The organism is Fructilactobacillus sp. X2R1C3, assembly GCF_059901425.1.
The window spans coordinates 26,762-50,835 of the sequence record NZ_JBWXUW010000002.1 but is presented as its reverse complement, the minus strand read 5'-3'; the positions used below and the strand labels follow the sequence as shown (position 1 = coordinate 50,835).

Below are 24,074 nucleotides of genomic sequence, written 5' to 3'. Positions count from 1 at the left end.
AAAATTTGCAATTTGATAAGTTAATAACCCAACTTCGATAAAAAAGCTGTGAGTCCATCACAGCTTTTGATTAACGCTTCGTCGAAATTTTCAGAATATCTTTTTGCGCCTTTTTTGTCGCTAACAAAACTGTGTTTGATGATAGCATATTTATGGGCTTGCCGTCAATAGTAGAAACGGTCATCCCAAGCGTTTCAGCAAGAACACGACCAGCAGCAATATCCCAAGGCCTTAAATGCGAAATATAACCGATTGTCTCCCCACAAAGAGCAGCAACGATTTCGATCCCAGCACTACCGTAAATTCGGTAACCAGAACTAGCCTCTGCAATTTCTTGCATATGATAAACATCCCTAATAACAAGTGGACCACTCATTCCAATTAACCCATCTTCAAGAGAACCGTTAACTGGAGGATTCATTGTCTCAGAATTAACATAGATGCCAATATCAGGACCACCATGATATAACTTGTCATTTATAACATCATAAATGAACCCAAGGGTTGGTACGCCATCGACATAATAGGCAATCATCATTGCGAAGTGATTACGTTGCTTTACAAAATTCATTGTTCCATCGATTGGATCTACAATCCAAACCCGTCCGTTTAAATTGTCAATTTTGTCCCCTAAGCCTTCTTCGCCAAGAACTTTACTGTCAGGTTTAAGTGCTTTTAGCTGTTTTACAAAAAACTTTTCGTTGTCTTTATCAATATTTGTAACTAAATCTTTCCTTCCAGTTTTTTCATCTACGTCTAAATGACCATTTAATCTTTCCATGACAAACGCACGTGCGGTTTTTAAGATTTGGCAAACATCTTGATCAATTTTATTTAAATCATCTACTGTTGTGATGGAAATCATTCCTTTCGCTTAATGGTCCTTAAATCCGGGTTTTCTTTTGCTAATTTAACAACATGGTACACGTCTAAGCCAGACTGCTTTTCAAAATCTCTTTGTAAGTTATTTTGTTCGACTCTTGCCGGATTAATCTCGCAGAAGCGTCGATAACTATCCATTAATTTCTTTCGACTAACTCCATTATTATATGCCATTTCAATATTTTCAAAGAAATGACAAACGTCAATTAATTCTTTTCGACTCCAATCATCGAAAATGGGATAAGAATAACTATCATTAGTTTTTTGAGGCATTTTTTCCTCCATTAATCACGGCTGCAATAATACCGTCGGCCCACTCAACATCTGAATTTAACTTTTTTTGTTCATCTTCTGAAAGCTGAAGTCGAATCGATTGAGCTGCTCCATTTCGATTAATCAGTTTTGGGCTAACGTCTAGCTTTAATTCATCTTTTTCTTTATCAACATTTACAACTGAACAAATTAACGATTGACCCTCATACATTGAAACAAGTAATCGAACAATAGCCTTACTTTGGATCATTTCATTAATAACGACCCCCTGATCATCGATCACTTCCTGAACTTGAGTAATGATATCACTACTATAGTTGTTACTATCATCAGCCAGGTATGAAAGCAAGGTTGCAGGACCAATGTAAACCCTACTCCAGGCGACTAAATTATTAGTATTTAATCCTAAGACATTGACATTAATATCATCAGCACTAACGTCAAAATTCCTCTGGAGTTCATTCTTTAGCAACATTTCTTGGGGAAGAGTTCCAACGCCAATGATATTTTGATTATCAAGTCCAGAAAAACTTGCTGCAAAATACGTGAATACTTCATCATGGGGAGCATCAATCACTATTTTACCGCGAAATCCATTTGAGACACAGTCATTGATTAAATTCCTTAGTTTATCAATTTCTGGTCTCATATCTTCTGCAATCTGAGTAGCATCCGTCAACTTGGGATTATAGAAATCAACGTTTGGCAAATACAATAACGCATCGAAATTATTTAATTCTGGCTTACTTGCAATCTGGATTGACAAGTTATGACACATCTTACTAGAAAAGACGGTTGATCGAACTTGCTCACTGTCATCTACTTGGATAGTAACGGGAAAGTCTAAAACAATTAAAGCGTTCAAAAGTGATAAGATCCTGGTTATGCTTCCTTTAATTAAAATTTTTGGTTGCATTCTAATTCCTCCATTCTTTGTTTTTAAAGAATTTATTAATTTTTTGCTTGTTAATAAAATACCATTTCAAATTTCTTTTTGCACATAAGAATAAATTAAAATGCCGAAATACCATGAAATTAACTGGTTTTGAGATTTATGATAAAATAAATTGGTAGAAGTTGACATGAATTAGGAGGTAAACCGTTATGTACTTAATGAAAGACATAACTCGAGAGGGAAATCCTGTGTTACGGGAACAAAGTCAACCCGTTAAATTTCCACTTAGCGATGAAGATCGTAAATTAGGCGAAAAAATGATGAATTACTTGGAAGTTAGTCAGGATCCTGAACAATGTAAAAAATACCATTTGCGAGCCGGAGTTGGTTTGGCCGCTCCACAAGTTGGACAATCTAAATCAATGGCTGCTGTTTTAACACCACCAGAAGGTGAAGACCAAAAATCACCGTTCAAGGCAATTATGATAAATCCAGTTATTATCTCAAACTCCGTTCAACGTGGTGCATTAACTGAAGGTGAAGGATGCTTATCGGTTGATCGTGATGTCCCTGGTTTTGTTCCGAGAGCAGACCGTGTTACGATTAAATATCAAGATTTGAGCGGTAAAGTTCATCAAGTCAGGTTAAAACACTATCCAGCCATCATTGCTCAACATGAAATTGATCATCTTCACGGAACTTTGTTTTACGATCATATCGACAAAGATGATCCATTTTCCAAAACCGAAGATGAAGTGTTTTTTGATTAATAATGTTTTTTTGTGGGAGACGTTACTGCGTCTCCCTTTCTTTTTCATTTAACTTATCCAAATCACTTAAATATTCATGAGTTGCAGGATTAATGACATTTGCTACATCAAAAACCATTACACTTTTGTTCAGCCAACAGTCAGTCACAATCAACGTTTTTTTATGATTGGAATCAACAAAACCATCTGACATGGAGTATTCGGATAGTTTTTGATTGAAAAGGTCCCGTAAAAGATCCGCATCATCATAGCCCTCTTTTACAACGCAACGATATTCAAAAACCATCACTCCTCTTCCCCAGAAGTCAGACAGGACTTGTGACCCAACGTAACTTTGTACAATTTCACGTTTATCTTCAACCTCAAAGTATTTGACCACTTTATAAATCTCGCCATCAACGCTATGCTTCATTTTTAACTGATACCTTTTGGTCGGTAGAGTGACAAAAAAATAGTGCAAACAGTTATAAATTAAAAAAGCAACGACAATTGCAACGACCCATTCTAAAAATATTTTCACTGTTCTTCTCCCATTATTGATTATTAGGCAAATTTATAGGTCAATTCTAACATGAAACATGTTTGTCGATTCACATGATTCTATACTTATTTACCATAATATGCTAGAATATGGTTAATTGTTGCGTTCCTGCAACCTAATGTACGAAAAATAACATTAAATCAACAAAAAAGGAGTAATTATATTGATTTACAAGGTTTTATATCAAGATGAAAATAATTCTAACCCTAAACGTGAAGCAACTAAAACGATTTACTTAGAAGCTAAAACCGTTGCGGACGTTAGAACTAAACTTGAACAACACACAAAGCACAACATTGAATTCATTGAACCGCTCGAAGGGAAGCACCTTGAATTTGAAAAAAATGATCCCGGTTTTAAAATTACGGAGTTTAACTAGTTATGAAGAAATTAAACATCAAAAATAACGAAACTGCTATTTATGGTGTTGGTGGACTCGGAGAAATTGGTAAGAATACTTATGGTGTACAATTCCAGGATGAAATCATCTTAATTGATGCTGGAATTAAGTTCCCAGAAGATGATCAATTGGGAATTGACTATGTCATCCCAGATTATCAGTACTTAATTGATAATAAGGACAAAATTAAGGCACTTGTAATCACCCACGGTCATGAAGATCATATCGGTGGTGTGCCCTTTCTTTTAAAGGTTCTCAACGTTCCAATTTACGCTGGCCCGCTAGCATTAGCATTAATCAAAAACAAATTGGAAGAACACGGCTTGTTAAAACAGGCTGAACTTCACGAGATTAACGATAAGTCAGTTTTGAAATTCAAAAAGACGAGTGTTTCTTTTTTTAGAACCACTCATTCGATACCAGATACAATGGGAGTTGCTGTTCATACTCCCGACGGTGTCATCGTGGAAACGGGAGATTATAAGTTCGATCTCACGCCTGTCACTAATCAGCCGCCTGATTTACAAGCCATGGCCAAACTGGGTGAGGAAGGTGTACTCTGTTTGATGGCTGACAGTACCAATGCCGAAAAGCCAGTCTGGACTAAGTCAGAAAAATGGGTTGGAAAATCCGTTCGTCATATTTTTGATGAAGTCAAGGGTCGTATTATCTTTGCCACCTTTGCTTCCAACCTCTCAAGAATTAAAACTGCTATTGATACGGCACTAGCTCATGATCGTAAAATTGCTGTATTTGGTAGAAGTATGGAAGCAGCCATTGTCAATGGTAGAAAGCTTGGTTACCTAGACGTTCCTGACAGCGCCTTCGTTGATGCTCAAGAGTTAAAGCACTTACCGGCAGATAAGGTTATGATCCTGTGTACCGGCTCTCAAGGTGAACCAATGGCTGCTTTGGCTCGAATTGCTAACGGAACTCACCGGCAAATTTCGATCCAACCTGGTGATACCGTTGTCTTTTCAAGTAACCCAATCCCTGGTAACACATTAAGTGTTAACCGGGTCATTAATGAGCTTGAAGAAGACGGTGCTAAAGTCATTCACGGTAAGATTAATAACATTCATACCTCTGGACACGGTGGCCAAGAAGAAGAAAAACTAATGCTTCGTTTAATGAAGCCAAAGTTCTTTGTCCCGATCCATGGTGAGTACCGAATGTTAAAAATCCATACTAAACTCGCACAAGAATGTGGAGTCCCGGCTGATCACTGTTTTATTTTAAAAAATGGTGAGGTGCTTGCTTTAACAAAAGATAGTGCTCGTGTTGCTGGATACTTCAACGCTGGTGATGTTTACATCGATGGCAATGGGGTTGGAAATATTGGTGATAAAGTCCTAAGGGATCGTCAGCTTCTTTCTGAAGAAGGTTTAGTAGTGGTTGTTGCTACAATCAACTTAAAGAACCAAGAAATCCAATCTGGTCCTGACCTTCTCTCACGTGGATTCGTTTATATGCGCGAATCAGGTGAATTACTTGACGAAGGACGCAAGTTAGTCTTTAGAACCATCCGTCGTGCTATGAAGAATAAAAATGCAGACGAAAAATCAATTAGTAAGGCAATTGTCAATGATTTATCAAACTTCTTATATGAAAAAACACAAAGAAGTCCCCTAATCTTGCCAATGCTAATCATGAACAATTAACAAAAAGGATGCTTACAATAAGCATCCTTTTTTCAATTATTTATACTTAACGATTTTATCAATTTCATCTAATTCATCTTGAGTAAAGTCAAGGTTATCTAATGCCTTCAGGTTATCATCTAAATGATCAACTTTTGAAGCACCAGTAACCACACTGGCAACCGTTGGATCGTGTAATAGCCATGCTAATGACATTTGGGCAAGTGTTTGATTACGATTCTGTGCAATCTTATTTAGTTTATTTAGCTTATTAACAGCACTTTCATCACCATTAGCCAAAATAAATTTGTTGGTCTTATGCAATTTGATGTCACTTGGAATCCCCTTTAAGTACTTACTGGTTAAAAGACCCTCTGCTAAAGGACCGTAAGCAATAAAACCATCATGATTATCTGCTAACGTTTTAAGGGTTCCATCATCTTCAGGCTCTCGATTAAGCATATTATATGAACTCTGGTTAACTACAAATGGAGTCTTCAGTTCCTTAAATAATTTAATCATTTCTGCAGTCTGATGGCCATCATAATTAGAAATTCCAATGTAAAGTGCTTTACCTGCACGAACTAATCCATCAAGGGCTTCAGCAGTCTCTTCTAATCGAGTATTAGGATCAAATCGATGGGTATAATAAATATCCACATAATCAAGTCCCATTCTTTGAAGACTTTGATCTAGCGCAGTAACGAGTGTTTTCTTTGAAGAATAGTTACCATAAACACCTGGCCACATATGAAATCCAGCTTTAGTGGTGATAATTAATTCATCACGGTAAGGCTTTAAATCGCGTCGATAAACTTGGCCAAACATTCTTTCAGCAGCACCTGAACCGGGACCATAGTTATTAGCTAAATCAAAGCTAAAGATTCCCTTGTTGAAAGCATGGAGCATTACCCTTTCACTATCTTTAAAGTTGGCATCGTCACCGAAGCTATGCCACATTCCAAATGATAATGCGGGTAATTGCAGTCCCGTTGTTCCAGCACGTCTTACTTTCATATTATCGTAACGATCATCATTTGCTCTAAATACCATTAGAATCCCTCCAAATTTATATTACTTAAACAATTTACTTGTTGATTGTTCGTTCTCAATTAATTTTAAGGCATCACCAATCAGCTTGCCAACTGAAACGATCACCATTTTGTCAATTCTCTTATTCTGTGGAACGACAATGGAATCAGAAACAATCACCTGTTTAATGGCTGGATCGGAAAGATTTTGCTTTGCTTCTTCAGTAAGAACAGGATGAGTGGCAACTACGTAAACCGCTTTTGCTCCTGCATTCATAATCGCTTGCGCAGTGATTTTCATCTTCTCACCCGTCACAATCATATCATCAACAACAATTGCATTTTTACCCTTTATATCACCAATAATCGTACTAGGAACCTGACTCAGATCCTCAGGATTTCGATTATCAACAATTGCAATCGGAAGGTTCAAGTAGCCAGCCATTCCTCGTGCCTTTGCGACACTATTATAATCAGGTGAAACCACAACGGCGTCATTACTAATATCGTGTTCTTTTAGGTAATTACCCATTAACTCAAGTGACCGCAAGTGATCCACTGGAATATCAAAGAATCCCTGAATTTGTGCCGCATGTAAATCAAGAGTAATGACTCGATCTACCGCACTAGATTCAAGAAAGGTAGCAATTAATTTTGCAGTAATTGGTTCTCTGGAACGCGCTTTTCGGTCAGATCTTGAATATCCATAGTACGGGATTACCACGTTAATAGTATGGGGACTGGTTCTTCGAACTGCATCAATCATAATCATCAATTCCATCAAATTATCATTAACAGGATCAGAAAGCGATTGAACGATGTACACATCATCTCCACGAATACTCTCATCAATTGAAATTTGAATTTCACCATCACTAAAATGATTGATGGTTGCTTTACCAAGGTCCATTCCACTATATTCAGAAATCTTTTCTGCTAACGGACGATTCGAATTCAACGCAAATATCTTTGCCGACTTTTTTTCTTTTTTTGTTTTCACCATCAAGTTTCCCCTCATAACCAACTAATTACTACCTACATTATAATCGAATTTAATTCATTTATCATTATTAAAATTTTGGGGGGTAATTCCCTGCATCCCAATCATGGGATCAATTGTATTTTCAATAATCTGATCCTCCGATAAAATAAAATCTGAGGGAGTTTTCTTTTTAAAAGTCGGTCTACCCTTTTTTGAATTGCCAATTACCTTTGGAGTATACTCTTCGTCAATCACGTACTGTAACCGTTGCTTCAAAGTCGTTTTCCGATTAACCGATTCATTTTCAATACATTCTTCAAATGAATTTGGATCTCCAATCATGATCAACATTTTCGAAGCTCTAGTAACTGCAGTATACAATAAGTTCCTTTTAAGCATCCTCTTATATTGAGGAACAATCGGTAAGATGACCATTTCGAACTCACTACCCTGAGCTTTATGAATCGAGGTACAGTATGCAAGTGTTAACTGATTCCAGTCATTTCGAGTATAGGTAACCTCATTTTGATCAAACGCAATGACCAGTTTATCTAGATAATGCTTATTATCGCTATTAACTTCAATTCCAACGATTTTACCAATATCACCGTTAAAAATGTTATTCTCAGGGACATTTACAAGTTGAAGAACCTTATCGCCAATTCGATAAGTGGTTCCCCTAAAGTCAACTTCTTTCTGAGAGTCGGCCGTTTTAGGATTCATAATGTTTTGAATCTCAACGTTTAAACGATCAATCCCTGCAGTTCCTCGATACATTGGAGCTAGTACTTGTACATCCGTAGAACTAAATCCCTTCGTTTTGGCCTTATTAACAATCTGCTTAATTACCGAATCAACTTGTTGGGTATTACAATTAATAAAGCTACGATCCCTTTGATTTTTTAAAAGTGTTTTGGGCATCTCACCATTCTTGATATCATGGGCTAATTCTACAATGGTCGATCCGTCATTTTGACGATGAATTTGGTTTAATTCCACGCTTGGAATTGTATGAGAACGGAGTAAATCATAAAAAACCTGACCGGGACCAACCGAAGGTAACTGATCCTTATCACCAACAAAGATCACCTTCATACCATTTGGAACCGCCTGGCTTAAAATTTTAAACAAGTCTGTATCCACCATCGACATTTCATCAACGATTAACAAACCACCCTCCAAATCATTGGCAGCTTCTTCATCGCCATGACCAGTAAGACCTAGCAAGCGATGAATTGTACTGGCAGGAATTTTAGTTGATTCACTCATTTTTTTGGCAGCTCGCCCAGTAGGAGCTGCTAATAATACCGGATATGCTTGTTCTTTATAGTCATTAATATCTAAAGATAAATCATTAGCTTTAGCAAACGTTCTAACAATTCCGTTGATAATAGTCGTTTTCCCAGTTCCAGGACCACCCGTGAGCAAAAATGCAGGGTTTATCATTGCTTCGTTAATGGCTTTTTTCTGAGAATCGTCATACTCAATTCCGACCTCACTCTCAACTTTACCAATTATCTTAGAAAAATCATTAGTTTGATCCTCCACCTTTTTGCCACTCTGCTCAATTCGCTTGATGTTTTCAGCAATGCGTATCTCGTCATCGTACAGATTTTTTAAATAAATTTTATCTTCATCGACGACAATTTTTTGGTCTTTAGCTAAATCATACAATTCTTCACCTAGCTTCTTGTCGTCAATACTCTGCGTTCGATCGGTTTCAAGAATTCGAGTGCTTTCTTGCATTAATTCTCTAGTATCAGAATACGTATTACCACTTTTAATGGACAAAGAATCAAGAGCTGTCAGTAATCCGGCACGTAACCGTCCCTTATCGTTGTAATCTACTCCAACCTTATTTGCAATTCGATCAGCACGCTTAAAGCTAATTCCGGAAATATCTTCAACGAGTTGATAAGGATTATTCTTAATGACCTCTAAAGCCTGTTCTTTATACTTTTTAAAGATGGCGGAAGCTAAGCTACTACCGAAGCCATAACTATTCAGCCCAACGATGGTTTGTTCAACCCCATTATTTTCGTGGATTGCTTTTGTAATTACGTCCTTTTGCTTCTTGGTTAATCCAACCGAATTTAAAACCGCTGGGTTTTCTAAAACCTTCTCAATTAAATTCGTTCCCAATTTGTTAACAACTTTTTCGGCAGTCTTCGGTCCGATACCAGTAAATTCATCGCCTGATAAATAATTAACCAAACCCTTTTTGGAAGTTTGACCAACCCGCTCGTAGTTTTCAGCTTGAAATTGCTTTCCATATTTGGGATGGTCAACCAACTTCCCAATAAAACGATAGGTGACATCATCACTAATATCCGCAAAGTTACCAGTGATAACAATTTCATCTTCATGCCAGTCTATATTAGTTTCATTAACCTTTACCAGCAAAACTTTGTAGAAACTATCTGAACTTTCAAAAAAAGTTGTCTGAACTTGTCCCTTCACAAATGGCTGCTCACTTTGAGATGAATTATTCAATTTTTCGTTCGTTTGAAATAAATCCATGGATTCAGACAATTATTTTCTCCTATTTTTTGGAATCATTTGGTTTCGAGTCATCAGAGTGCTCTTCTTTTTGTTTATTTAATTGAACTACTTTTTCAATGTCTTTTATCTGACTTTGTTTAGCATCAAAATTTTTCTTATCGTATTTCTCGGCTTTTTTGAAATAATCATCAAATGGTTCGCCAATCACCATGGCAATTAATCCCCGATCGAAATTGGCTTTTCCGTCATCAGGATTACTTTTTAAGACTCGATCATAAAAATCAGCTGCTTGATCAAAATCACCTAGCGCCATTAAACATTTCCCCATCATCCGATTAATTTCGGGATCTTGCTTGGCTAATTCTTGAGCCGTAAGTAAAAACACTAGGGCTCGCTTGTAATCCTTTTTACCCATATAACTCTGCGCTAACATAATATAAGCATCTTTTTTTAACTCCGGATCGCTCACCTGCTGAAACTGTTGAATGGCTTTTTCATATTCACCTGCAGAATAATATACGTTACCTAAACCATATAGCAGCGTACTTTTGGCTTTTTTATTTGAATCACCAAATAAACCCAATGCTTTCATTAACAACTCTTCAGCCTGTGTATAACTTTTAAGCTCAACTAAAAATACACTTAAATCATAGTAAGTTCGGTAGTCCTTGGGGTGATCGTCAATATCTTTTACTAACTTATGAAGTGTTTCCTCAGCTTGCTTTTGACGGGGATCTTCCGTTGGTTTATTTTCTCGTCCATTATCTGTCATAGCCTTACTCCTATTACACTAAATCTGATTTTTCAATTTTCCTATCTAAATAACTGGTGTCATTCCAATCCACCAATCGATACGTTTTGCCATGATTACTAGTTTCAATAACGGTAGTACTTGTATTAGCCAATCCACCACGTTTACGTAAATCTTTCAGAGGAATTCCTAATAACGAATTAATCAGAGCATTCAGAGCTGCTCCATGACTAACAATTAAGATATTATCGTTATTACTATAATTTTTTGTAATTTCACCAATTTTACTTTGCATTCGCTTGATTAACTCAGGAAAATCTTCCCCACCAATCGCTTCAGGACGATATTGATCTGGATGATTGCGAAAGGCATCAAATTCTGCTGGGAATTTCTTTTGCACATCAGTAAATTTCATTCCTTCCATCTTACCAAGATGAAACTCTTCCAAACGACTGTCCAGTGAAATGGAGACCGGAAATTTTAACCACTTTTGAATATGAAAGGCGGTAATTCGTGCTCTTTTAATGGGGCTTGCATAAATATGTGCAAATTGAACGCCAGAAAGAAATTTACCCGCTTGATCCATTTCATGGTAACTTTCGTCAAGAAGCGGTGAGTCACCTCCGGCACCTTGATACCTACTTTCAAGATTCCATTCGGTCTTCCCATGTCTCACAAAATAAAGTTTCATTTAAACCCCTCTCACCCACATTGATATAGCTTTATTATGCCAGTTTAGAATTAAATTATCAAAAAAGTCCGACTCAAAATGAGTCGAACTTTGTTTAAATATTATACGTATTGTAGTTCATGATCATTTTTAAACGCGGCATCAATCGTAGCGGTTCCTAAACATTCTTGACCGTCATAGAAAACCACTGCCTGTCCGGGAGTGATTGACCGAACTGGTTCATCAAAAGTTACCTTAACGTGATTATTGTCGTCATCAATATGAACGGTAACCCCCGTATCCTTTTGACGATACCTAAACTTAGCCGTACAGTGAAAATCATTTCCTCGCGTATTGGAATCAATCCAAGAAAGACCAGAAGCAGTCAGATAATCAGCATACAAGTGTTCATTATCATACCCTTTTCCTACGTACAGAATATTCTTGGAAAGATCCTTACCAACCACAAACCATGGTCGATTATCGTAACCATCTCCGCCAATACCAAGGCCCTTTCTTTGACCAATTGTATAGTACATCAAGCCATTATGATGTCCCTTTACTTCACCATCAAAAGTCATCATTTTACCCGGCTTGGCCGGAAGGTATTTGCTAAGAAAATTATTAAAGTTGTTAGGACCAATGAAACAAACTCCCATTGAATCCTTTTTATCAGCTACCCACAAATTAGCTTCTTTAGCAATTTTTCTAACCTCAGGTTTAGTCATCCCACCAACTGGAAACATTACTCGATCCAGTTGATCTGCTGAAAGTTGACTTAAAAAGTAAGTTTGATCTTTATTAAGATCTGTGGAACGTAATAAGTGGTTGTGTCCCTCTTTATCACGTTTCAACTGAGCATAATGCCCCATTGCAATATAATCGGCACCAAGATCCATTGCATACTCGAGAAAAGCTTTGTACTTAATCTCAGTATTACAAATTACATCAGGATTAGGAGTACGTCCGCGTTTGTATTCCTCTAAGAAATACTTGAAGACCCGATCCCAATACTCATGTTCAAAGTTAACAGAATAATATGGGATGCCGATTTCGTTAGCAACATGAGCAACATCCTTGTAGTCTTCAGTAGCGGTACAAACACCATCAGCATCGGTGTCATCCCAGTTCTTCATGAAGACTCCAACCACATCGTATCCCTGTTGTTTTAAGAGGTAGGCGGCAACTGAAGAGTCAACTCCACCACTCATACCAACAACAACACGTGTTTTACTGTTATCTTGCATAACATCACCATCATTCTTTAGATTCTGAAAATCTACGATTTGAAGGTCGCAATTCCAGTATTTACTATCATACTCTACTAACTAACATTCTTGCAACTTTTCACTCTTCTACACTTTTTGAAATACTTTTCTTAAAATCATATTCTGCATAATGAAATTAAACTGATCACGTTCTTCTTGATGATTATCATTAGAAAAGATATCCACATCATTCATTTCATTACCATCAACGACTGCCATCTTAAATTCACTCATATCAGAATTGATTGTAATCTTAAGCTTGATCGCCCTTTTATTAAACGGGGATTCTGGGTCAATGGATTTCTTATAGGAAAAATTGCCACTTTTAGTGGTGTTAAAACCAAGGTCAAGTAAAGTGTATTGTTTGATTTCTGGGTTCAACTCATATTTGTCAGTTCCACCCTTTAACTGGACTACCTTTGAAAATGCCATTACTTCTTGTTTCCCTTCTTCAAGCGATTAACAATCGCCGTAATCTCAGTAACTAATTTTTGAATGTCTTCATCAGTGGTATATGCCCCAAAACTAACTCGAATGGATTCTGAAAGTCTAGGACTATCTTTTCCAAACATTGCAGTTAAGACATGAGAAGGTTCCAAACTACCAGCGGTACATGCTGATCCACCCGACACGGCAATCCCCGCTAAATCTAAATTAGTCTGCATAACATAAGTAGAAATTCCCTTGATCCAAATGTTTAAGACGTGTGGCAGAGTATTATCACTCATCGATCCGTTTACATCGATGTCAATTCCGTTATTAGTTAATCCATCAACCACTTCACGCTTAAATCGTCTAAAATCTTCTCTTCGTTGCTTTTTCTTTTCACTAGGAAGGTTTCTAACAGCCGTAGCAAATCCTGATATTTGGGGAATATTTTCGGTTCCGGCACGTCGTTTGTCTTCCTGATCGCCACCCATAATATAACTGGTAAAATTAATTCCATTTCGTCGATACAAAAAACCAATCATTTTGGGACCATTTAACTTATGAGCCGATGTGGATAGTAAATCAATGTGGTCTCTTTTGACATCAATATCAAGTAGACCATAAGCTTGCACAGCATCAGTATGAAACCAAGCCTGATGATCTTTAAGTAGTTCCCCAATTTCATGAATCGGATTCTTACTCCCAACTTCATTATTTCCCATCATGATTGAAACCAGAATCGTGTCATCATCAAGCGCATTCTTAAGATCAGTTAAAGAAATATTACCTTGCTTGTCAACTGGCAAATAAGTAACTCTAAATCCATGATCTTCTAAATATTTCATGGGTTTTAAAATTGCTTCATGTTCAATTGCAGTTGTAATAATGTGATTACCAAGACTCTTTCGAGCTTCAGCCGTTCTAATCACAGCCGTGTTATCACTTTCAGTCCCACCACTTGTAAATACAATTTCGTTATCATCCGCATTAATACTTTTAGCAATCACATGTCGACTATCTTCCAAGATTTCTTTTGACTGTCTTCCAAGTTGATACAAAGTAGAAGCGTTTCCAAAGTTATTTTTAAACTTATCGTACATGTCATCCAACACTTCACTGGAGACTGGTGTGGTTGCGGCGTTATCTAAATAGATCTCACCCAATTAAATCATCCCTCTAAGCTTCTTTAGTATTCTTAAATAAATTTAATAGCATCTGTGCCGAACGTTTTCCGGCGTCAACAACAAACTCATCAAAACTCTGATTAGCGTTTTCATCACCAACATCTGACATCGCTCTAATAACGACGTACGGAATATTAAACTGGTGGGCAACTTGTCCTACTGCGGCGCCTTCCATCTCGGCCGATAAGGCATCTGGAAAGTTTTTCAGAATTTCATCGATCATTTTTTGTCCAGCAATAAATTGATCTCCAGTAACAATCAACCCCTTTTTAGGGTTAATACCGGTATCTTTTGAAGCATCAGTAATTTTATTAATCCAAGTGTCAGAAGCGTCAAATCGAGCTGGTTGACCAGGTAATTGGCCGTATTCATATCCTGCAGCAGTAGCATCAACGTCATGATAAGCAGTTTGAGTAGAGATTACTAAGTCACCAACACTCAGTCCTTCTCCAATGCCAGCTGCTGATCCAGAATGAATGATTACATCAACATCAAAATTCTCAAGTAAAAGGGCTGCTGTAATTCCTGCTTCAACTTTACCAATCCCAGATTTTACTAGGACAACTTTTTGACCATCGATGGTCCCTTCATAAAACTTAATGCCATTAATATCCTTTTCTCTTTCATTTTTTAATGCTGATTGCAAAGATTTAATTTCTTCATCCATTGCACAAATAATTCCAAATGTTTTCATTTCCCAAATTCTCCTAAATTATCCAACGAACCTCATAATTGCTAGCACGAGCACAATTAATAACAATAATAATAATATAACGACATTCAATCTTCTTCCAAGTCGTTTACGTTTGTACTCCGAAGCATCTTGTCTTTCTCGTTCATATGTGTCCGGTTGATCGGTATAATAATTCCCTGAAGATTCAGCTGATTGACCTTTATTAGCACGATGAAACAACCGGTCAAACCAGCTTCGCTTTTTCAAGCGAGCATGCCGAGTCTCTTGATTTTCTGATTCATTATCATAACGAGTACGAGGATCTCTTCTACCACTTTCACCATACATGCGCTGATACTCAGATCTAGTCATTTCAGACTGATCATTTTTCTTATCATTAACTACCATATATTGACCGCCTATTTCTGCATCAGTTCCCAGTATTGGATTGCCATAATTGTCTTAGCATCAATGATTTTACCGCTCTTTATCATTTGTTTGGCTTCATCTAACGTATACTCATTAATTTCTAAAAATTCACCAGGATCTCTAGGTAATTTAGTCTTCACTGGAGTTAATCCTTCCACTAAGTACAAATACATATACTCATCGGAAATCCCAACCGACGGATAAAACGAATAAAGCTCTTTAATTTCCTTAGCATTATATCGAACTTCTTCATTTAATTCCCTTTTAACTGCATGAATCGGTGAATCATTGTCGCGATCATCCAATTTACCTGCAGGGATTTCAATCATCACTTGTTTTGCTGGGGCACGCCATTGTTTCTCTAAAATCATTTTATTGTCTGAGGTGATTGCAAGCATTGCTACTGATTTACAGTGGTGAATAATCTCTCTGGAGGCCAGCCGTCCATTTGGAAGCTTAACTTGCTGTTCTTCCACTTGAGCAATTGGTCCATTATAAACCGGTTTGCTACTAATTACTTTTTCTTCAAAATCCATAATAATCACCTTCCAAAAATAGTTTAACCATAATATAAACCCAATGCAATTGCTTCAATCTTGATGTAAAACCACCTTAGCAGCCTGAAAGCCATGTTGTCCCATGGCTTTCACAAAATCAACTTGATCACCGGGCTTAATTTGCTTTGGATTTCCAGAAATAATTCCAGTAATATGCATGAAAACATCATCAGAATTAGGAACCTGAATGTACCCAAATCCCTTATCCCTTTCGTAACTTTTAATCGTACCTTTCATTTCGTTTTACCCCTTTGTTAATAAAAAATCGGGATCAAATCCCGATTCCATTACTTTTCTTCAAATCCGTCTGTTGCTGTTTCTGGAAACTCTTCTTTAACAATCTTAGCACAACGACCACAGAACTCTGGGTAAGCTGGGTCAGAACCAACATCCTGCTTAATGAGACGACAACGAACACAGGTCTCACCCTTGGCATGCTCTACTTTAATTGCTAAATTATCATCAAATCGATCTGCATCTGGGTCAACTTCATCAATTGATTTAACATCTAATTGAGAAACCATCAAGATTTGGGCAATATCAACACCTAAATCGTTAAACAGCTTCCTAGTTGCATCATCAACATACAAAGTCAATTTAGCTTCAGACGGTTTACCAATGACTTTACTATCTCGAGCCAGTTCCATGGCTTTCAACACGTTCTTTCTCAACTTCATAAATTGATCCCACTGATGCCTAATTTCATCTTCATTGTCAAAGTGCTTAACTTCTGGCATTTCAGCCAACTGAACAAACTCTTCTGGTTCATTTAAGAAATTCCAAATTTCTTCGGTCGTGTGGGGAATGATTGGAGTCATTAATTTAGTTAAAGCAACTAAGACCTCGTACAAAACCGTTTGCATCGAACGACGTCTGTGACCATTCTTAGGATCAATGTACAAAATATCTTTTGCAAAATCCAAGTAGAAAGCCGACAAGTCACTAGTAATAAATGAAAGTAATTCCTTATTAATACTCATGAAATCGTACTTGTTGTAGTCATCTTTAACGTTTTGAATTAATTGATTCAAGCGAAGCATCATGTACTGGTCAGCAGGGTTCATGTCTTCATACTTAACCGAATCTGATTCAGAATCAAAATCACTTGTATTAGCTAACATATACCGAATTGTATTCCTGATCTTTTTATAACTATCAGAGACTACCTTAAAGTTACCCATTGATACCCGCACGTCAGCTGAAGTATCAACAGTGGTAACCCACAAACGAACAATATCAGCTCCCATTTGCTTGATAACATCACTTGGAGCGATCGTATTTCCAAGTGATTTACTCATTTTGTGACCTTTCTTATCCAGAGTAAATCCTTGTGATAAAACATTTTTGTAAGGTGCAATGTCAGCATACGCAACACTTGTAATCAAACTAGAGTTAAACCAACCACGGTACTGATCGGATCCTTCAACAACGAGATCAGATGGATACGTCAATTCAGGTCGTTCTGCCAAAACGCCCTGATGAGAAGTACCCGAATCAAACCAAACATCCATAATGTCATTTTCTTTGGTAAACTTACCATTTGGTGAATGTTCACTAATAAATCCTTCTGGTAAAAGATCCTTGGCCTCCCTTTCAAACCAAATATCGGAGCCATATTTACCAAACAAACTAGCAACGTGTTCAATCGTCTCATCAGTAATGATTGGTTCTCCATCTTCACCATAGAAAATTGGTAGTGGAACTCCCCAAACTCGCTGTCTGGAAATGACCCAGTCACCACGATCACGAATCATGTTATAGAGTCGCTTTTGTCCCCAATCAGGGTTAAATCCAACCGTATCGATGGCATCCAAGATTTCTTTTCTAATCTTATCAACTGAGGCAAACCACTGCGGGGTAGCACGATAAATTACCGGCTTTTTGGTTCGCCAGTCAAAGGGATAACTATGTTTATAAGGCATGTAATAAATTAACTGTCCCTGTTTTTTTAACTTATCCAAGGCAATTTGGTTAGCATCTTCATAAAAGACACCTTCAAAATCAGGACCGGCTTCTTTAGTGAGATATCCCTTAGCATTCACGGGTGCAAACACATCCAAACCGTACTGCATCCCAATGTTATAGTCATCTTCACCAAATCCAGGAGCAGTGTGAACTAACCCAGTTCCGGAGTCATTAGTAACAAAATCGCCGTTCATTACAACCAATTGACGATTTTTGTCAAACGGATGTTGGGCTTTAATGTTGTTTAAATCCTTCCCTTTGACCGTCTTTAAGGTTTTAATATTTTCCCATCCGAACATTTCTGCGTCTTTATCAAGTAAATCAGTTCCGATAACATATTTTTTCGGGTCATCATCGTGTTGAATAATCGAATAGTTAAAATCAGGTTCAACGGTAATCCCCTCAGAACCAGGAATCGTCCAGGGCGTCGTAGTCCAGACAACCATATAAGTATCGTCATCTAAAATTCCATTTCCATCAATCACTTTTTCAGCAAAAAATGCCGACGGAGAAGTCACATCATGATACTCAACTTCTGCTTCCGCTAGTGCCGATTCCGATGACCAAGACCAAATTACCGGCTTAAGTCCTTTATAAATCAAGCCCCGATCAGCCATTTTACCAAAAACACGTACTTCAGCCGCTTCATATTCGGGCATTAAAGTAAGGTATGGATTATCCCAGTCCGCTGAAACACCTAAACGTTTGAATTCATCACGTTGTCGGTCAACTTGTTTTAAGGCATAATCGTGACAAAGTTTACGAAAATCATTCGTAGACATCTCTTTGCGATTATAGCCTTCCTTTTTAAGTTGTTGTTCAATTGGTAGTCCATGAGTATCCCATCCCGGAACATAAGGAGCCCGGTATCCATTCATGGATTTAAATCGAACAATAATGTCTTTGGTGATTTTATTCATGGCATGTCCCATATGGATATCACCGTTAGCATACGGAGGTCCATCGTGCAATACAAACGATGGTTTACCTTCATTCAGTTTTTGCCGTTGTTGATAAAGTTGATTATCTTCCCACACTTTTTCTCGTTCAACCTCTTTAACGGGAAGATTTCCTCTCATTTTAAACTTAGTTTTACCTAAGTTTAACGTATCCTTAATTCTCATAGTATCCTCCTCAAAATAAAAAGACCTCGCCCTCATAGGGACGAAGTCTTCGTGGTACCACCCAAATTCAAAATTAACAACCGTTAATTTTCTCATTGCATAATAGACTATCAATGAAGTGATCTTTTGCTAATAATTACTTTTTTAGGCTCACACCAACCCTAATTCGCTGAAAAGACCATTAGCAACTTTCTATCTTCAATCTATCATTATTTATGTAGCTTATCATTGGGATAAATTTCAACCGTCGGATCCGTGTATGGTCCTGAAACCGACTCCACAACAAATTGATCACCCTTTGATGAATCATTACTAGACGAGTTTACACTCCCAATAGCCTGCTTGTCAAGATTCTTCACGGCTTCTTGAATCTCATCATAATTGCTAAAATTACTTGAATCGAGTAATTTATTCCAATCTTCACTCTGGGCAAAGTCTAACTGACTTTTAAGCATTCCAATCATCTTTTGACGAAAATCCTTCACACTATTTCTGAAATCATCAGTTGCAATTGAAAGACTCTGGGCCTGCTTTGAGGTATTACCCATGATTTCATTCGATTGAGCGGTAGCTTCAGTTAAAATAGAGTTGGCTTGCTCTTGAGCTTTTTGTTTAATTTCATCTGCATCACTCTCAGCATCCTTTTTAACCTTATCAGCCGCTTCTTGAGCAACTAAAATCGATTGGTTCAAAGAATTTTTTAGGTCATCATAGTAAGTGAGGTCTTTTTTAGTTTTCTTTAATGATCTTTTAAGCTCCTCATTCTCATCTTGCAGAATTTGGTAATCTTTAGTGAGTTGATCTAAAAAGTCATTGACTTCATCAATGCTGTATCCCCTCATTTTTAGTGAAAACTTTTTATCATGAATATCTTGAGCCGTTAGCGTCATAATATCCCTCCTCATTTATTTTTTATTACGTTTAACTCAGCTTTTAATTTTCCCTTTTTCGAGTGGCCATTGTATCCCACTACTTTTATTCTACCGTATCCTCTGACAGAAATCATATCAGAAACTTTAATTTCATAATTTGATTTAGTAAACTCAAACCAATTTAAGCGAACTTTTTCATGCTCGATCAGACTCTTAGCCATACTTCTAGAAATATGAAAACCAATCGAAATAACTACATCTAAGCGAAATGATGGTAAAGTAACAAAATTTACCATCCAATCGTCTTCTCCTTTAACGATTTGACTAAAATTAATCTGTTCTAAATTAACCTTTACTTTTCCGATTCGGTCAACTGACCTCATCAAGTATTTAGCCATTTCATTTTCACAAATAAATTGCCAACGTTCTCCGTCGGTCAAAATATCGCCGAGAACCTTGCGTTCAATTCCACTTCCCATCAAACTTCCAAGAACTTGATTGTGATGGATAGACGCAAACTTTTCCGGATATTGAATCTCAATTAGTGATAATTTATAATCATCAAACTTTGGCACAAAATAGTCTGGATAAATCAGACCTCGTTTCATCTCAGCATTTTGATATCCACCAAACGTCGACAGCTTCAAACTAGGATAACGATTTACCAAGGTCTGAAGTAAATAGCACTCCCTTGAGTTGAGAAAACTAGTAAGAATTGGACGATACTCAGAATTTGCACTATCAATCCAATCGCTGGCAGTTTGAAGGAACGGTAATTCGGATTTTCTAAAATGCTGTTCAATATTTTTTTCAACACTCATTTTATCCGACCAAACTTATCAAGATATTTCCAATGTAAGTTACTCCAAACTGTAAAAGTTGAAGAACGATTAAAGCCAATATTGGACCAAAACCTAGCATCCCAATGTGAGCAAAGTTAAAGTACTCTAAAAAGGGATTCACGATCCGACCTAAAAACTGACCAAATCGAGATTGCGAAGCACCTGGAAACCACGTCAGTAAAGCATCGATTACGATTGCCAACATATAAATCTGAATTGCATAATTAATAATCTGTGCAATCCAAGTAATTACCATTTCCAATTAAATCATCCTAACCGACTATTGAACTTTTCGTCCATTGCCCCATCAATATCAAAATTGTTAGGAGCACAGAGAAAAATTTTCTCATCAATTCGTCTTATTTTTCCATCAATAGCGTAAATGGTCCCATTTAAAAAATCAACAATTCTTTTGACGGATTCATTACTAACCCCGTCCATTTTAACAATCACAGCATTCCCACCAATTAATTTGCTGGCAATACTCTTTGCGTCAGCATAAATTCGGGGTTCCATAACAGCAATTTTACTATTAGAAATATCACTTTTACTCATTGATATGACCTTACGCGGATTATTTTTTACAGATCGAGCGCTATCAACATTATTTTGGTTTGAGTCATCGTCTTCATAAGTCTCGTTATTATCATCGATCCCAAAAAAACGCTTAAAATTATATGACATTACTAGCTCCTCTCCGAACACTATTGCTTATTATTTCGGTTCCGATATCTGAAGAATGGAGGGACATCATCATTGTCGTTTCCACTATCATTATTATTTGAATCAGCATTATTTCCAGCTTCAAATGGTTCAAAGTCTTGCTTTTCCACGTTCGAAAATTTGTCATTATCTGATGAATCAGCATTTCTAACTTCGTTTTGGTTATCACTAATGTCCCAGTTGTGAAGCGGATCATCATTACCAGAATCAGCTGAATTATCTTTGGTAGCATTATCAGTCTTAGGACTAGCAAAGGTACTTGAACGATTCTTCCTAGTTAAGGCTGGACTAGCAGAACGGTCTGGATCCCCAGTCTGAATTCCAGTAGCAACTACTGAAACTTTAACTTCATCCCCCATGTTTTCATCGATCGAAGTTCCAAAGAAGATGTTAACATCATTTGACGTTGCATCAGACACGATATTAGCTGCATCTTGTGCCTCAGCAAGTGATAACTCTGGTCCAGCAGTTACATTCAGCAAAACTTGTTGAGCTCCGTCGATTGAAACTTCCAATAATGGTGAATTAATGGCCTTTTTAGTTGCTTCTTCAGTTCGGTTTTCACCGGTTGCTGCACCTACTCCCATAAGAGCGGATCCTTGATTCTGCATTACACTTGTTACATCAGCAAAATCCAGATTAACAACCCCGGGACTAGTAATTAAATCAGTGATTCCTTGAACACCCTGACGTAAGACATCATCGGCATCCTTAAAGGCTTCCATCATTGGAGTCTTTTTATCCACCATATCTAGTAAACGATTATTCGAAACCACTACTAAAGTATCAACGTTTTGCTTAAGGGCTTCAATTCCTTCAGTAGCGTTATGATCACGTTTTGGTCCTTCAAAAACGAAGGGACGAGTCACAACTCCAACTGTCAATGCACCAGCATCTTTAGCAATTTTGGCAACAATCGGAGCTGCACCAGTTCCAGTTCCTCCGCCCATTCCTGACGTAACAAACACCATGTCAGCATCGTGTAAGGCATCAGTAATGGCTTCTTCACTTTCTTCAGCTGCTTTTGATCCAACTTCTGGGTTTGAACCGGCTCCTAATCCTTTGGTAAGCTTAGGTCCAAGATTAATCTTAGTTTCTGCCTTAGAACTTCCTAAAGCTTGTAAGTCAGTGTTGGCAGCTATAAATTCAACTCCTTTAACGCCCTCTTCGATCATTCGATTAACGGCGTTTCCACCACCGCCACCAACTCCAATGACCTTAATTGTTGCACCATTATTTTTATTTGCATCCATTGAATAGTCCATATTTTATCAATACCCCCGCGTTACTCGAAAAAGTGGTGTACAATGCCACTTAATTTTTCGCCTAAATTCTTATCACTCTTTGGTTTCTTTTCACGTTTTTGTTTTGCAGTTTTATTCTGACGTTTTTGCTTAAAGGGAATGGATCCAGATACGCTTGGTTTAGATTGAGGTTCAACTTCTCTGGCATTTCCGTTGTCATTATAGGCGAATTCACCATGGTCAAATGCTGAACGTACTAACCGTTCAATTTGACTTAAATTACCACCATAATTAACTAATGATAATGCTAACGATAGTGAGGGATGTCTTAAACCAATTTGGTCGGGAATATAAACCCTGACATTAACACCAAAGGTATTAGCGGCTAATTCAGCAATCCCTGGCATAGAAGATACTCCACCGGTTAGCACAATCCCACCAGGAAGACTTAATGCCTCAACTCCATCAAGATCATCTTTGAGTCTACCAAAGATTTGATCGATTCGTGCTTCGATAATTTCAGCTAATAATTTCTCACTTACATTAACTGGTTGTCCTTGGCCAACAACTTCGACTGGAAACTCATTATCTTCACTAGCTTGATCAACATCAGCATATCCATATCCACGCTTCAACTTTTCAGCGTTAGCGGCAGAAGTGTTTAATACTGAAGAAATATCTTTAGTTATGTATTGTCCACCCTCAAGATCAACATTGGCGTACTTGAGTTCAAAGTCATGAATAACCGCAACCGTTGATTGTCCTCCACCTAGGTCAATCAATATTGTTCCAAACTCTTGCTCTGATTCACTTAAAATATATTTTCCTTCAGCCTGGGGATCGACAACCAATGCCTCAATATTCAAGCCAGCATTAGTAACGGCTTTTTTAATATTATGAATAATAGTCTTTGGCCCACTAATCATTCGGCCATTCATTTTCAGACGATTTCCAACCATGCCCCGTGGATCTTGGATACCGTCAAACCCGTCCACCATGAATTCATCTGGAGTTAGATCGATCACTTCACGTTCAGGTGGAAGGTTGGTGTCAATAGCAGACTCAGAAACGTCAACAACATCATCGTTTGTGATTTCCTCAGACTGGTCGGGGAGTTCAATCATCCCAGAACATTTATCAATTTTAATCTGATCAGCTGGGATGCCCACAATTACATTGCTAATTTTGACACTTGCCTTTTCTTCAGCCTGACTAACGGCCCGCTCAATAGCATTTGAAGCCTTATCAATATCAACAATAACTCCACGACTAACACCAGTTGATTTTTCATTACCAACTCCGATTACATTCATTTGACCGTTAGCTTTTTCAGCCACAATCACTTTAATCGAAGTAGTTCCAATATCTAAACCAATGTACAAATTTGAATCGTTCATTATCTGGAACCTCCATATAAGGTCTATTGA

26 protein-coding genes are annotated in these 24,074 nt (G+C 37.5%); 3 read left to right on the top strand and 23 right to left on the bottom strand.

The genetic code is table 11. The features are described from left to right. Positions 1 to 70: 70 nt before the first annotated feature. From AC6UDD_RS02350 to AC6UDD_RS02340, 3 genes are read right to left on the bottom strand one after another with little or no spacing between them, the layout of a single operon-like run. Positions 71 to 862 (bottom strand): inositol monophosphatase family protein, encoded by a 792-nt coding sequence (locus AC6UDD_RS02350; protein ID WP_500718899.1) that lies wholly within the window; start codon positions 860 to 862, stop codon positions 71 to 73. Next, a complete protein-coding gene (locus AC6UDD_RS02345; protein ID WP_500718275.1) occupies positions 862 to 1,155 on the bottom strand; it encodes a UPF0223 family protein in 294 nt (97 codons plus the stop codon). Before AC6UDD_RS02345 ends, AC6UDD_RS02350 begins: the two co-directional genes overlap by 1 nt. Next, positions 1,139 to 2,071 (bottom strand): Rossmann-fold NAD(P)-binding domain-containing protein, encoded by a 933-nt coding sequence (locus AC6UDD_RS02340; RefSeq protein WP_500718271.1) that lies wholly within the window; start codon positions 2,069 to 2,071, stop codon positions 1,139 to 1,141. Before AC6UDD_RS02340 ends, AC6UDD_RS02345 begins: the two co-directional genes overlap by 17 nt. Positions 2,072 to 2,259: 188 nt before the next feature. Here AC6UDD_RS02340 and def point away from each other — a divergent pair, with 188 nt between their 5' ends. Further along, complete coding sequence (gene def, locus AC6UDD_RS02335; protein ID WP_500693908.1) at positions 2,260 to 2,820, top strand: peptide deformylase; 561 nt, start codon at positions 2,260 to 2,262, stop codon at positions 2,818 to 2,820. Positions 2,821 to 2,842: 22 nt separating this feature from the next. Here the strand turns inward: def and AC6UDD_RS02330 are convergent, their stop codons facing one another. Continuing rightward, positions 2,843 to 3,340, bottom strand: coding sequence for a hypothetical protein (locus AC6UDD_RS02330; protein WP_500718268.1), 498 nt, complete (start codon positions 3,338 to 3,340; stop codon positions 2,843 to 2,845). A gap of 184 nt (positions 3,341 to 3,524) precedes the next feature. On the opposite strand from AC6UDD_RS02330, the gene AC6UDD_RS02325 reads away from it, so the two are divergent. Both AC6UDD_RS02325 and rnjA read left to right on the top strand, forming a co-directional pair. Then, positions 3,525 to 3,740 carry a DNA-directed RNA polymerase subunit epsilon gene (locus tag AC6UDD_RS02325; RefSeq protein ID WP_500718264.1) on the top strand — a complete coding sequence of 72 codons (216 nt, stop codon included), beginning with the start codon at positions 3,525 to 3,527 and terminating at the stop codon, positions 3,738 to 3,740. A 2-nt stretch (positions 3,741 to 3,742) separates the two neighbouring features. Next, positions 3,743 to 5,422 (top strand): ribonuclease J1, encoded by a 1,680-nt coding sequence (rnjA, locus tag AC6UDD_RS02320; protein WP_500693911.1) that lies wholly within the window; start codon positions 3,743 to 3,745, stop codon positions 5,420 to 5,422. A gap of 36 nt (positions 5,423 to 5,458) precedes the next feature. Here the strand turns inward: rnjA and AC6UDD_RS02315 are convergent, their stop codons facing one another. The 19 genes from AC6UDD_RS02315 to ftsA form a co-directional block, all read right to left on the bottom strand. After that, complete coding sequence (locus tag AC6UDD_RS02315) at positions 5,459 to 6,454, bottom strand: aldo/keto reductase (protein ID WP_500718261.1); 996 nt, start codon at positions 6,452 to 6,454, stop codon at positions 5,459 to 5,461. Positions 6,455 to 6,475: 21 nt separating this feature from the next. Next, a complete protein-coding gene (locus tag AC6UDD_RS02310; protein WP_500718258.1) occupies positions 6,476 to 7,435 on the bottom strand; it encodes a ribose-phosphate diphosphokinase in 960 nt (319 codons plus the stop codon). Positions 7,436 to 7,489: 54 nt separating this feature from the next. Beyond that, complete coding sequence (gene recD2 / locus AC6UDD_RS02305) at positions 7,490 to 9,946, bottom strand: SF1B family DNA helicase RecD2 (protein ID WP_500718256.1); 2,457 nt, start codon at positions 9,944 to 9,946, stop codon at positions 7,490 to 7,492. A gap of 10 nt (positions 9,947 to 9,956) precedes the next feature. Continuing rightward, a complete protein-coding gene (locus tag AC6UDD_RS02300; RefSeq protein ID WP_500718252.1) occupies positions 9,957 to 10,688 on the bottom strand; it encodes a tetratricopeptide repeat protein in 732 nt (243 codons plus the stop codon). Positions 10,689 to 10,701: 13 nt separating this feature from the next. Further along, positions 10,702 to 11,358 carry a histidine phosphatase family protein gene (locus AC6UDD_RS02295; RefSeq protein WP_500718249.1) on the bottom strand — a complete coding sequence of 219 codons (657 nt, stop codon included), beginning with the start codon at positions 11,356 to 11,358 and terminating at the stop codon, positions 10,702 to 10,704. Between the two features lie 101 nt (positions 11,359 to 11,459). Next, a complete protein-coding gene (gene mnmA, locus AC6UDD_RS02290; RefSeq protein ID WP_500718245.1) occupies positions 11,460 to 12,584 on the bottom strand; it encodes a tRNA 2-thiouridine(34) synthase MnmA in 1,125 nt (374 codons plus the stop codon). Between the two features lie 108 nt (positions 12,585 to 12,692). Beyond that, entirely contained in the window at positions 12,693 to 13,037 is a 345-nt protein-coding gene (locus AC6UDD_RS02285; RefSeq protein WP_500693918.1) for a DUF1831 domain-containing protein, read from the bottom strand. Beyond that, the gene (locus AC6UDD_RS02280) at positions 13,037 to 14,197 is read right to left on the bottom strand and encodes a cysteine desulfurase family protein (protein ID WP_500718241.1); all 1,161 of its coding nucleotides are present in this window, start codon (positions 14,195 to 14,197) and stop codon (positions 13,037 to 13,039) included. The genes AC6UDD_RS02285 and AC6UDD_RS02280 overlap by 1 nt, the downstream gene beginning before the upstream one ends. A gap of 13 nt (positions 14,198 to 14,210) precedes the next feature. After that, positions 14,211 to 14,912 (bottom strand): 5'-methylthioadenosine/adenosylhomocysteine nucleosidase, encoded by a 702-nt coding sequence (locus AC6UDD_RS02275; RefSeq protein ID WP_500718238.1) that lies wholly within the window; start codon positions 14,910 to 14,912, stop codon positions 14,211 to 14,213. 18 nt (positions 14,913 to 14,930) lie between these two features. Then, entirely contained in the window at positions 14,931 to 15,299 is a 369-nt protein-coding gene (locus AC6UDD_RS02270) for a hypothetical protein (protein WP_500718235.1), read from the bottom strand. A gap of 11 nt (positions 15,300 to 15,310) precedes the next feature. Then, entirely contained in the window at positions 15,311 to 15,856 is a 546-nt protein-coding gene (locus AC6UDD_RS02265; protein WP_500718232.1) for an NUDIX hydrolase, read from the bottom strand. A 54-nt stretch (positions 15,857 to 15,910) separates the two neighbouring features. After that, positions 15,911 to 16,114, bottom strand: coding sequence for a cold-shock protein (locus AC6UDD_RS02260; protein WP_500696594.1), 204 nt, complete (start codon positions 16,112 to 16,114; stop codon positions 15,911 to 15,913). A 50-nt stretch (positions 16,115 to 16,164) separates the two neighbouring features. Continuing rightward, on the bottom strand, positions 16,165 to 18,966 hold the full coding sequence (gene ileS, locus AC6UDD_RS02255; RefSeq protein WP_500718230.1) for an isoleucine--tRNA ligase: 2,802 nt from the start codon (positions 18,964 to 18,966) through the stop codon (positions 16,165 to 16,167). A 209-nt stretch (positions 18,967 to 19,175) separates the two neighbouring features. Then, a complete protein-coding gene (locus AC6UDD_RS02250; RefSeq protein ID WP_500718227.1) occupies positions 19,176 to 19,856 on the bottom strand; it encodes a DivIVA domain-containing protein in 681 nt (226 codons plus the stop codon). A gap of 11 nt (positions 19,857 to 19,867) precedes the next feature. Next, on the bottom strand, positions 19,868 to 20,659 hold the full coding sequence (locus AC6UDD_RS02245; protein ID WP_500718223.1) for a YlmH family RNA-binding protein: 792 nt from the start codon (positions 20,657 to 20,659) through the stop codon (positions 19,868 to 19,870). Between the two features lies 1 nt (position 20,660). Continuing rightward, positions 20,661 to 20,936: a YggT family protein gene (locus AC6UDD_RS02240; RefSeq protein ID WP_500718897.1), complete on the bottom strand. Its 276-nt coding sequence runs from the start codon at positions 20,934 to 20,936 to the stop codon at positions 20,661 to 20,663. Positions 20,937 to 20,947: 11 nt separating this feature from the next. Continuing rightward, positions 20,948 to 21,364, bottom strand: a complete 417-nt coding sequence (locus AC6UDD_RS02235; protein ID WP_500718220.1) for a cell division protein SepF — start codon at positions 21,362 to 21,364, stop codon at positions 20,948 to 20,950. A 20-nt stretch (positions 21,365 to 21,384) separates the two neighbouring features. Beyond that, positions 21,385 to 22,668, bottom strand: a complete 1,284-nt coding sequence (gene ftsZ / locus AC6UDD_RS02230; RefSeq protein WP_500718214.1) for a cell division protein FtsZ — start codon at positions 22,666 to 22,668, stop codon at positions 21,385 to 21,387. Positions 22,669 to 22,688: 20 nt separating this feature from the next. Further along, complete coding sequence (gene ftsA, locus AC6UDD_RS02225; RefSeq protein WP_500718208.1) at positions 22,689 to 24,044, bottom strand: cell division protein FtsA; 1,356 nt, start codon at positions 24,042 to 24,044, stop codon at positions 22,689 to 22,691. Positions 24,045 to 24,074 lie beyond the last annotated feature (30 nt).

Bases quoted from the DNA above. Each gene is read 5' to 3' on its own strand.
- AC6UDD_RS02345 (WP_500718275.1), bottom strand. From the start codon at position 1,155: ATGCCTCAAAAAACTAATGATAGTTATTCTTATCCCATTTTCGATGAT.
- AC6UDD_RS02340 (WP_500718271.1), bottom strand. From the start codon at position 2,071: ATGCAACCAAAAATTTTAATTAAAGGAAGCATAACCAGGATCTTATCA.
- def (WP_500693908.1), top strand. From the start codon at position 2,260: ATGTACTTAATGAAAGACATAACTCGAGAGGGAAATCCTGTGTTACGG.
- rnjA (WP_500693911.1), top strand. From the start codon at position 3,743: ATGAAGAAATTAAACATCAAAAATAACGAAACTGCTATTTATGGTGTT.
- AC6UDD_RS02315 (WP_500718261.1), bottom strand. From the start codon at position 6,454: ATGGTATTTAGAGCAAATGATGATCGTTACGATAATATGAAAGTAAGA.
- AC6UDD_RS02310 (WP_500718258.1), bottom strand. From the start codon at position 7,435: ATGGTGAAAACAAAAAAAGAAAAAAAGTCGGCAAAGATATTTGCGTTG.
- AC6UDD_RS02300 (WP_500718252.1), bottom strand. From the start codon at position 10,688: ATGACAGATAATGGACGAGAAAATAAACCAACGGAAGATCCCCGTCAA.
- AC6UDD_RS02295 (WP_500718249.1), bottom strand. From the start codon at position 11,358: ATGAAACTTTATTTTGTGAGACATGGGAAGACCGAATGGAATCTTGAA.
- mnmA (WP_500718245.1), bottom strand. From the start codon at position 12,584: ATGCAAGATAACAGTAAAACACGTGTTGTTGTTGGTATGAGTGGTGGA.
- AC6UDD_RS02285 (WP_500693918.1), bottom strand. From the start codon at position 13,037: ATGGCATTTTCAAAGGTAGTCCAGTTAAAGGGTGGAACTGACAAATAT.
- AC6UDD_RS02275 (WP_500718238.1), bottom strand. From the start codon at position 14,912: ATGAAAACATTTGGAATTATTTGTGCAATGGATGAAGAAATTAAATCT.
- AC6UDD_RS02270 (WP_500718235.1), bottom strand. From the start codon at position 15,299: ATGGTAGTTAATGATAAGAAAAATGATCAGTCTGAAATGACTAGATCT.
- AC6UDD_RS02265 (WP_500718232.1), bottom strand. From the start codon at position 15,856: ATGGATTTTGAAGAAAAAGTAATTAGTAGCAAACCGGTTTATAATGGA.
- AC6UDD_RS02260 (WP_500696594.1), bottom strand. From the start codon at position 16,114: ATGAAAGGTACGATTAAAAGTTACGAAAGGGATAAGGGATTTGGGTAC.
- ileS (WP_500718230.1), bottom strand. From the start codon at position 18,966: ATGAGAATTAAGGATACGTTAAACTTAGGTAAAACTAAGTTTAAAATG.
- AC6UDD_RS02250 (WP_500718227.1), bottom strand. From the start codon at position 19,856: ATGACGCTAACGGCTCAAGATATTCATGATAAAAAGTTTTCACTAAAA.
- AC6UDD_RS02245 (WP_500718223.1), bottom strand. From the start codon at position 20,659: ATGAGTGTTGAAAAAAATATTGAACAGCATTTTAGAAAATCCGAATTA.
- AC6UDD_RS02240 (WP_500718897.1), bottom strand. From the start codon at position 20,936: ATGGTAATTACTTGGATTGCACAGATTATTAATTATGCAATTCAGATT.
- AC6UDD_RS02235 (WP_500718220.1), bottom strand. From the start codon at position 21,364: ATGTCATATAATTTTAAGCGTTTTTTTGGGATCGATGATAATAACGAG.
- ftsZ (WP_500718214.1), bottom strand. From the start codon at position 22,668: ATGGACTATTCAATGGATGCAAATAAAAATAATGGTGCAACAATTAAG.
- ftsA (WP_500718208.1), bottom strand. From the start codon at position 24,044: ATGAACGATTCAAATTTGTACATTGGTTTAGATATTGGAACTACTTCG.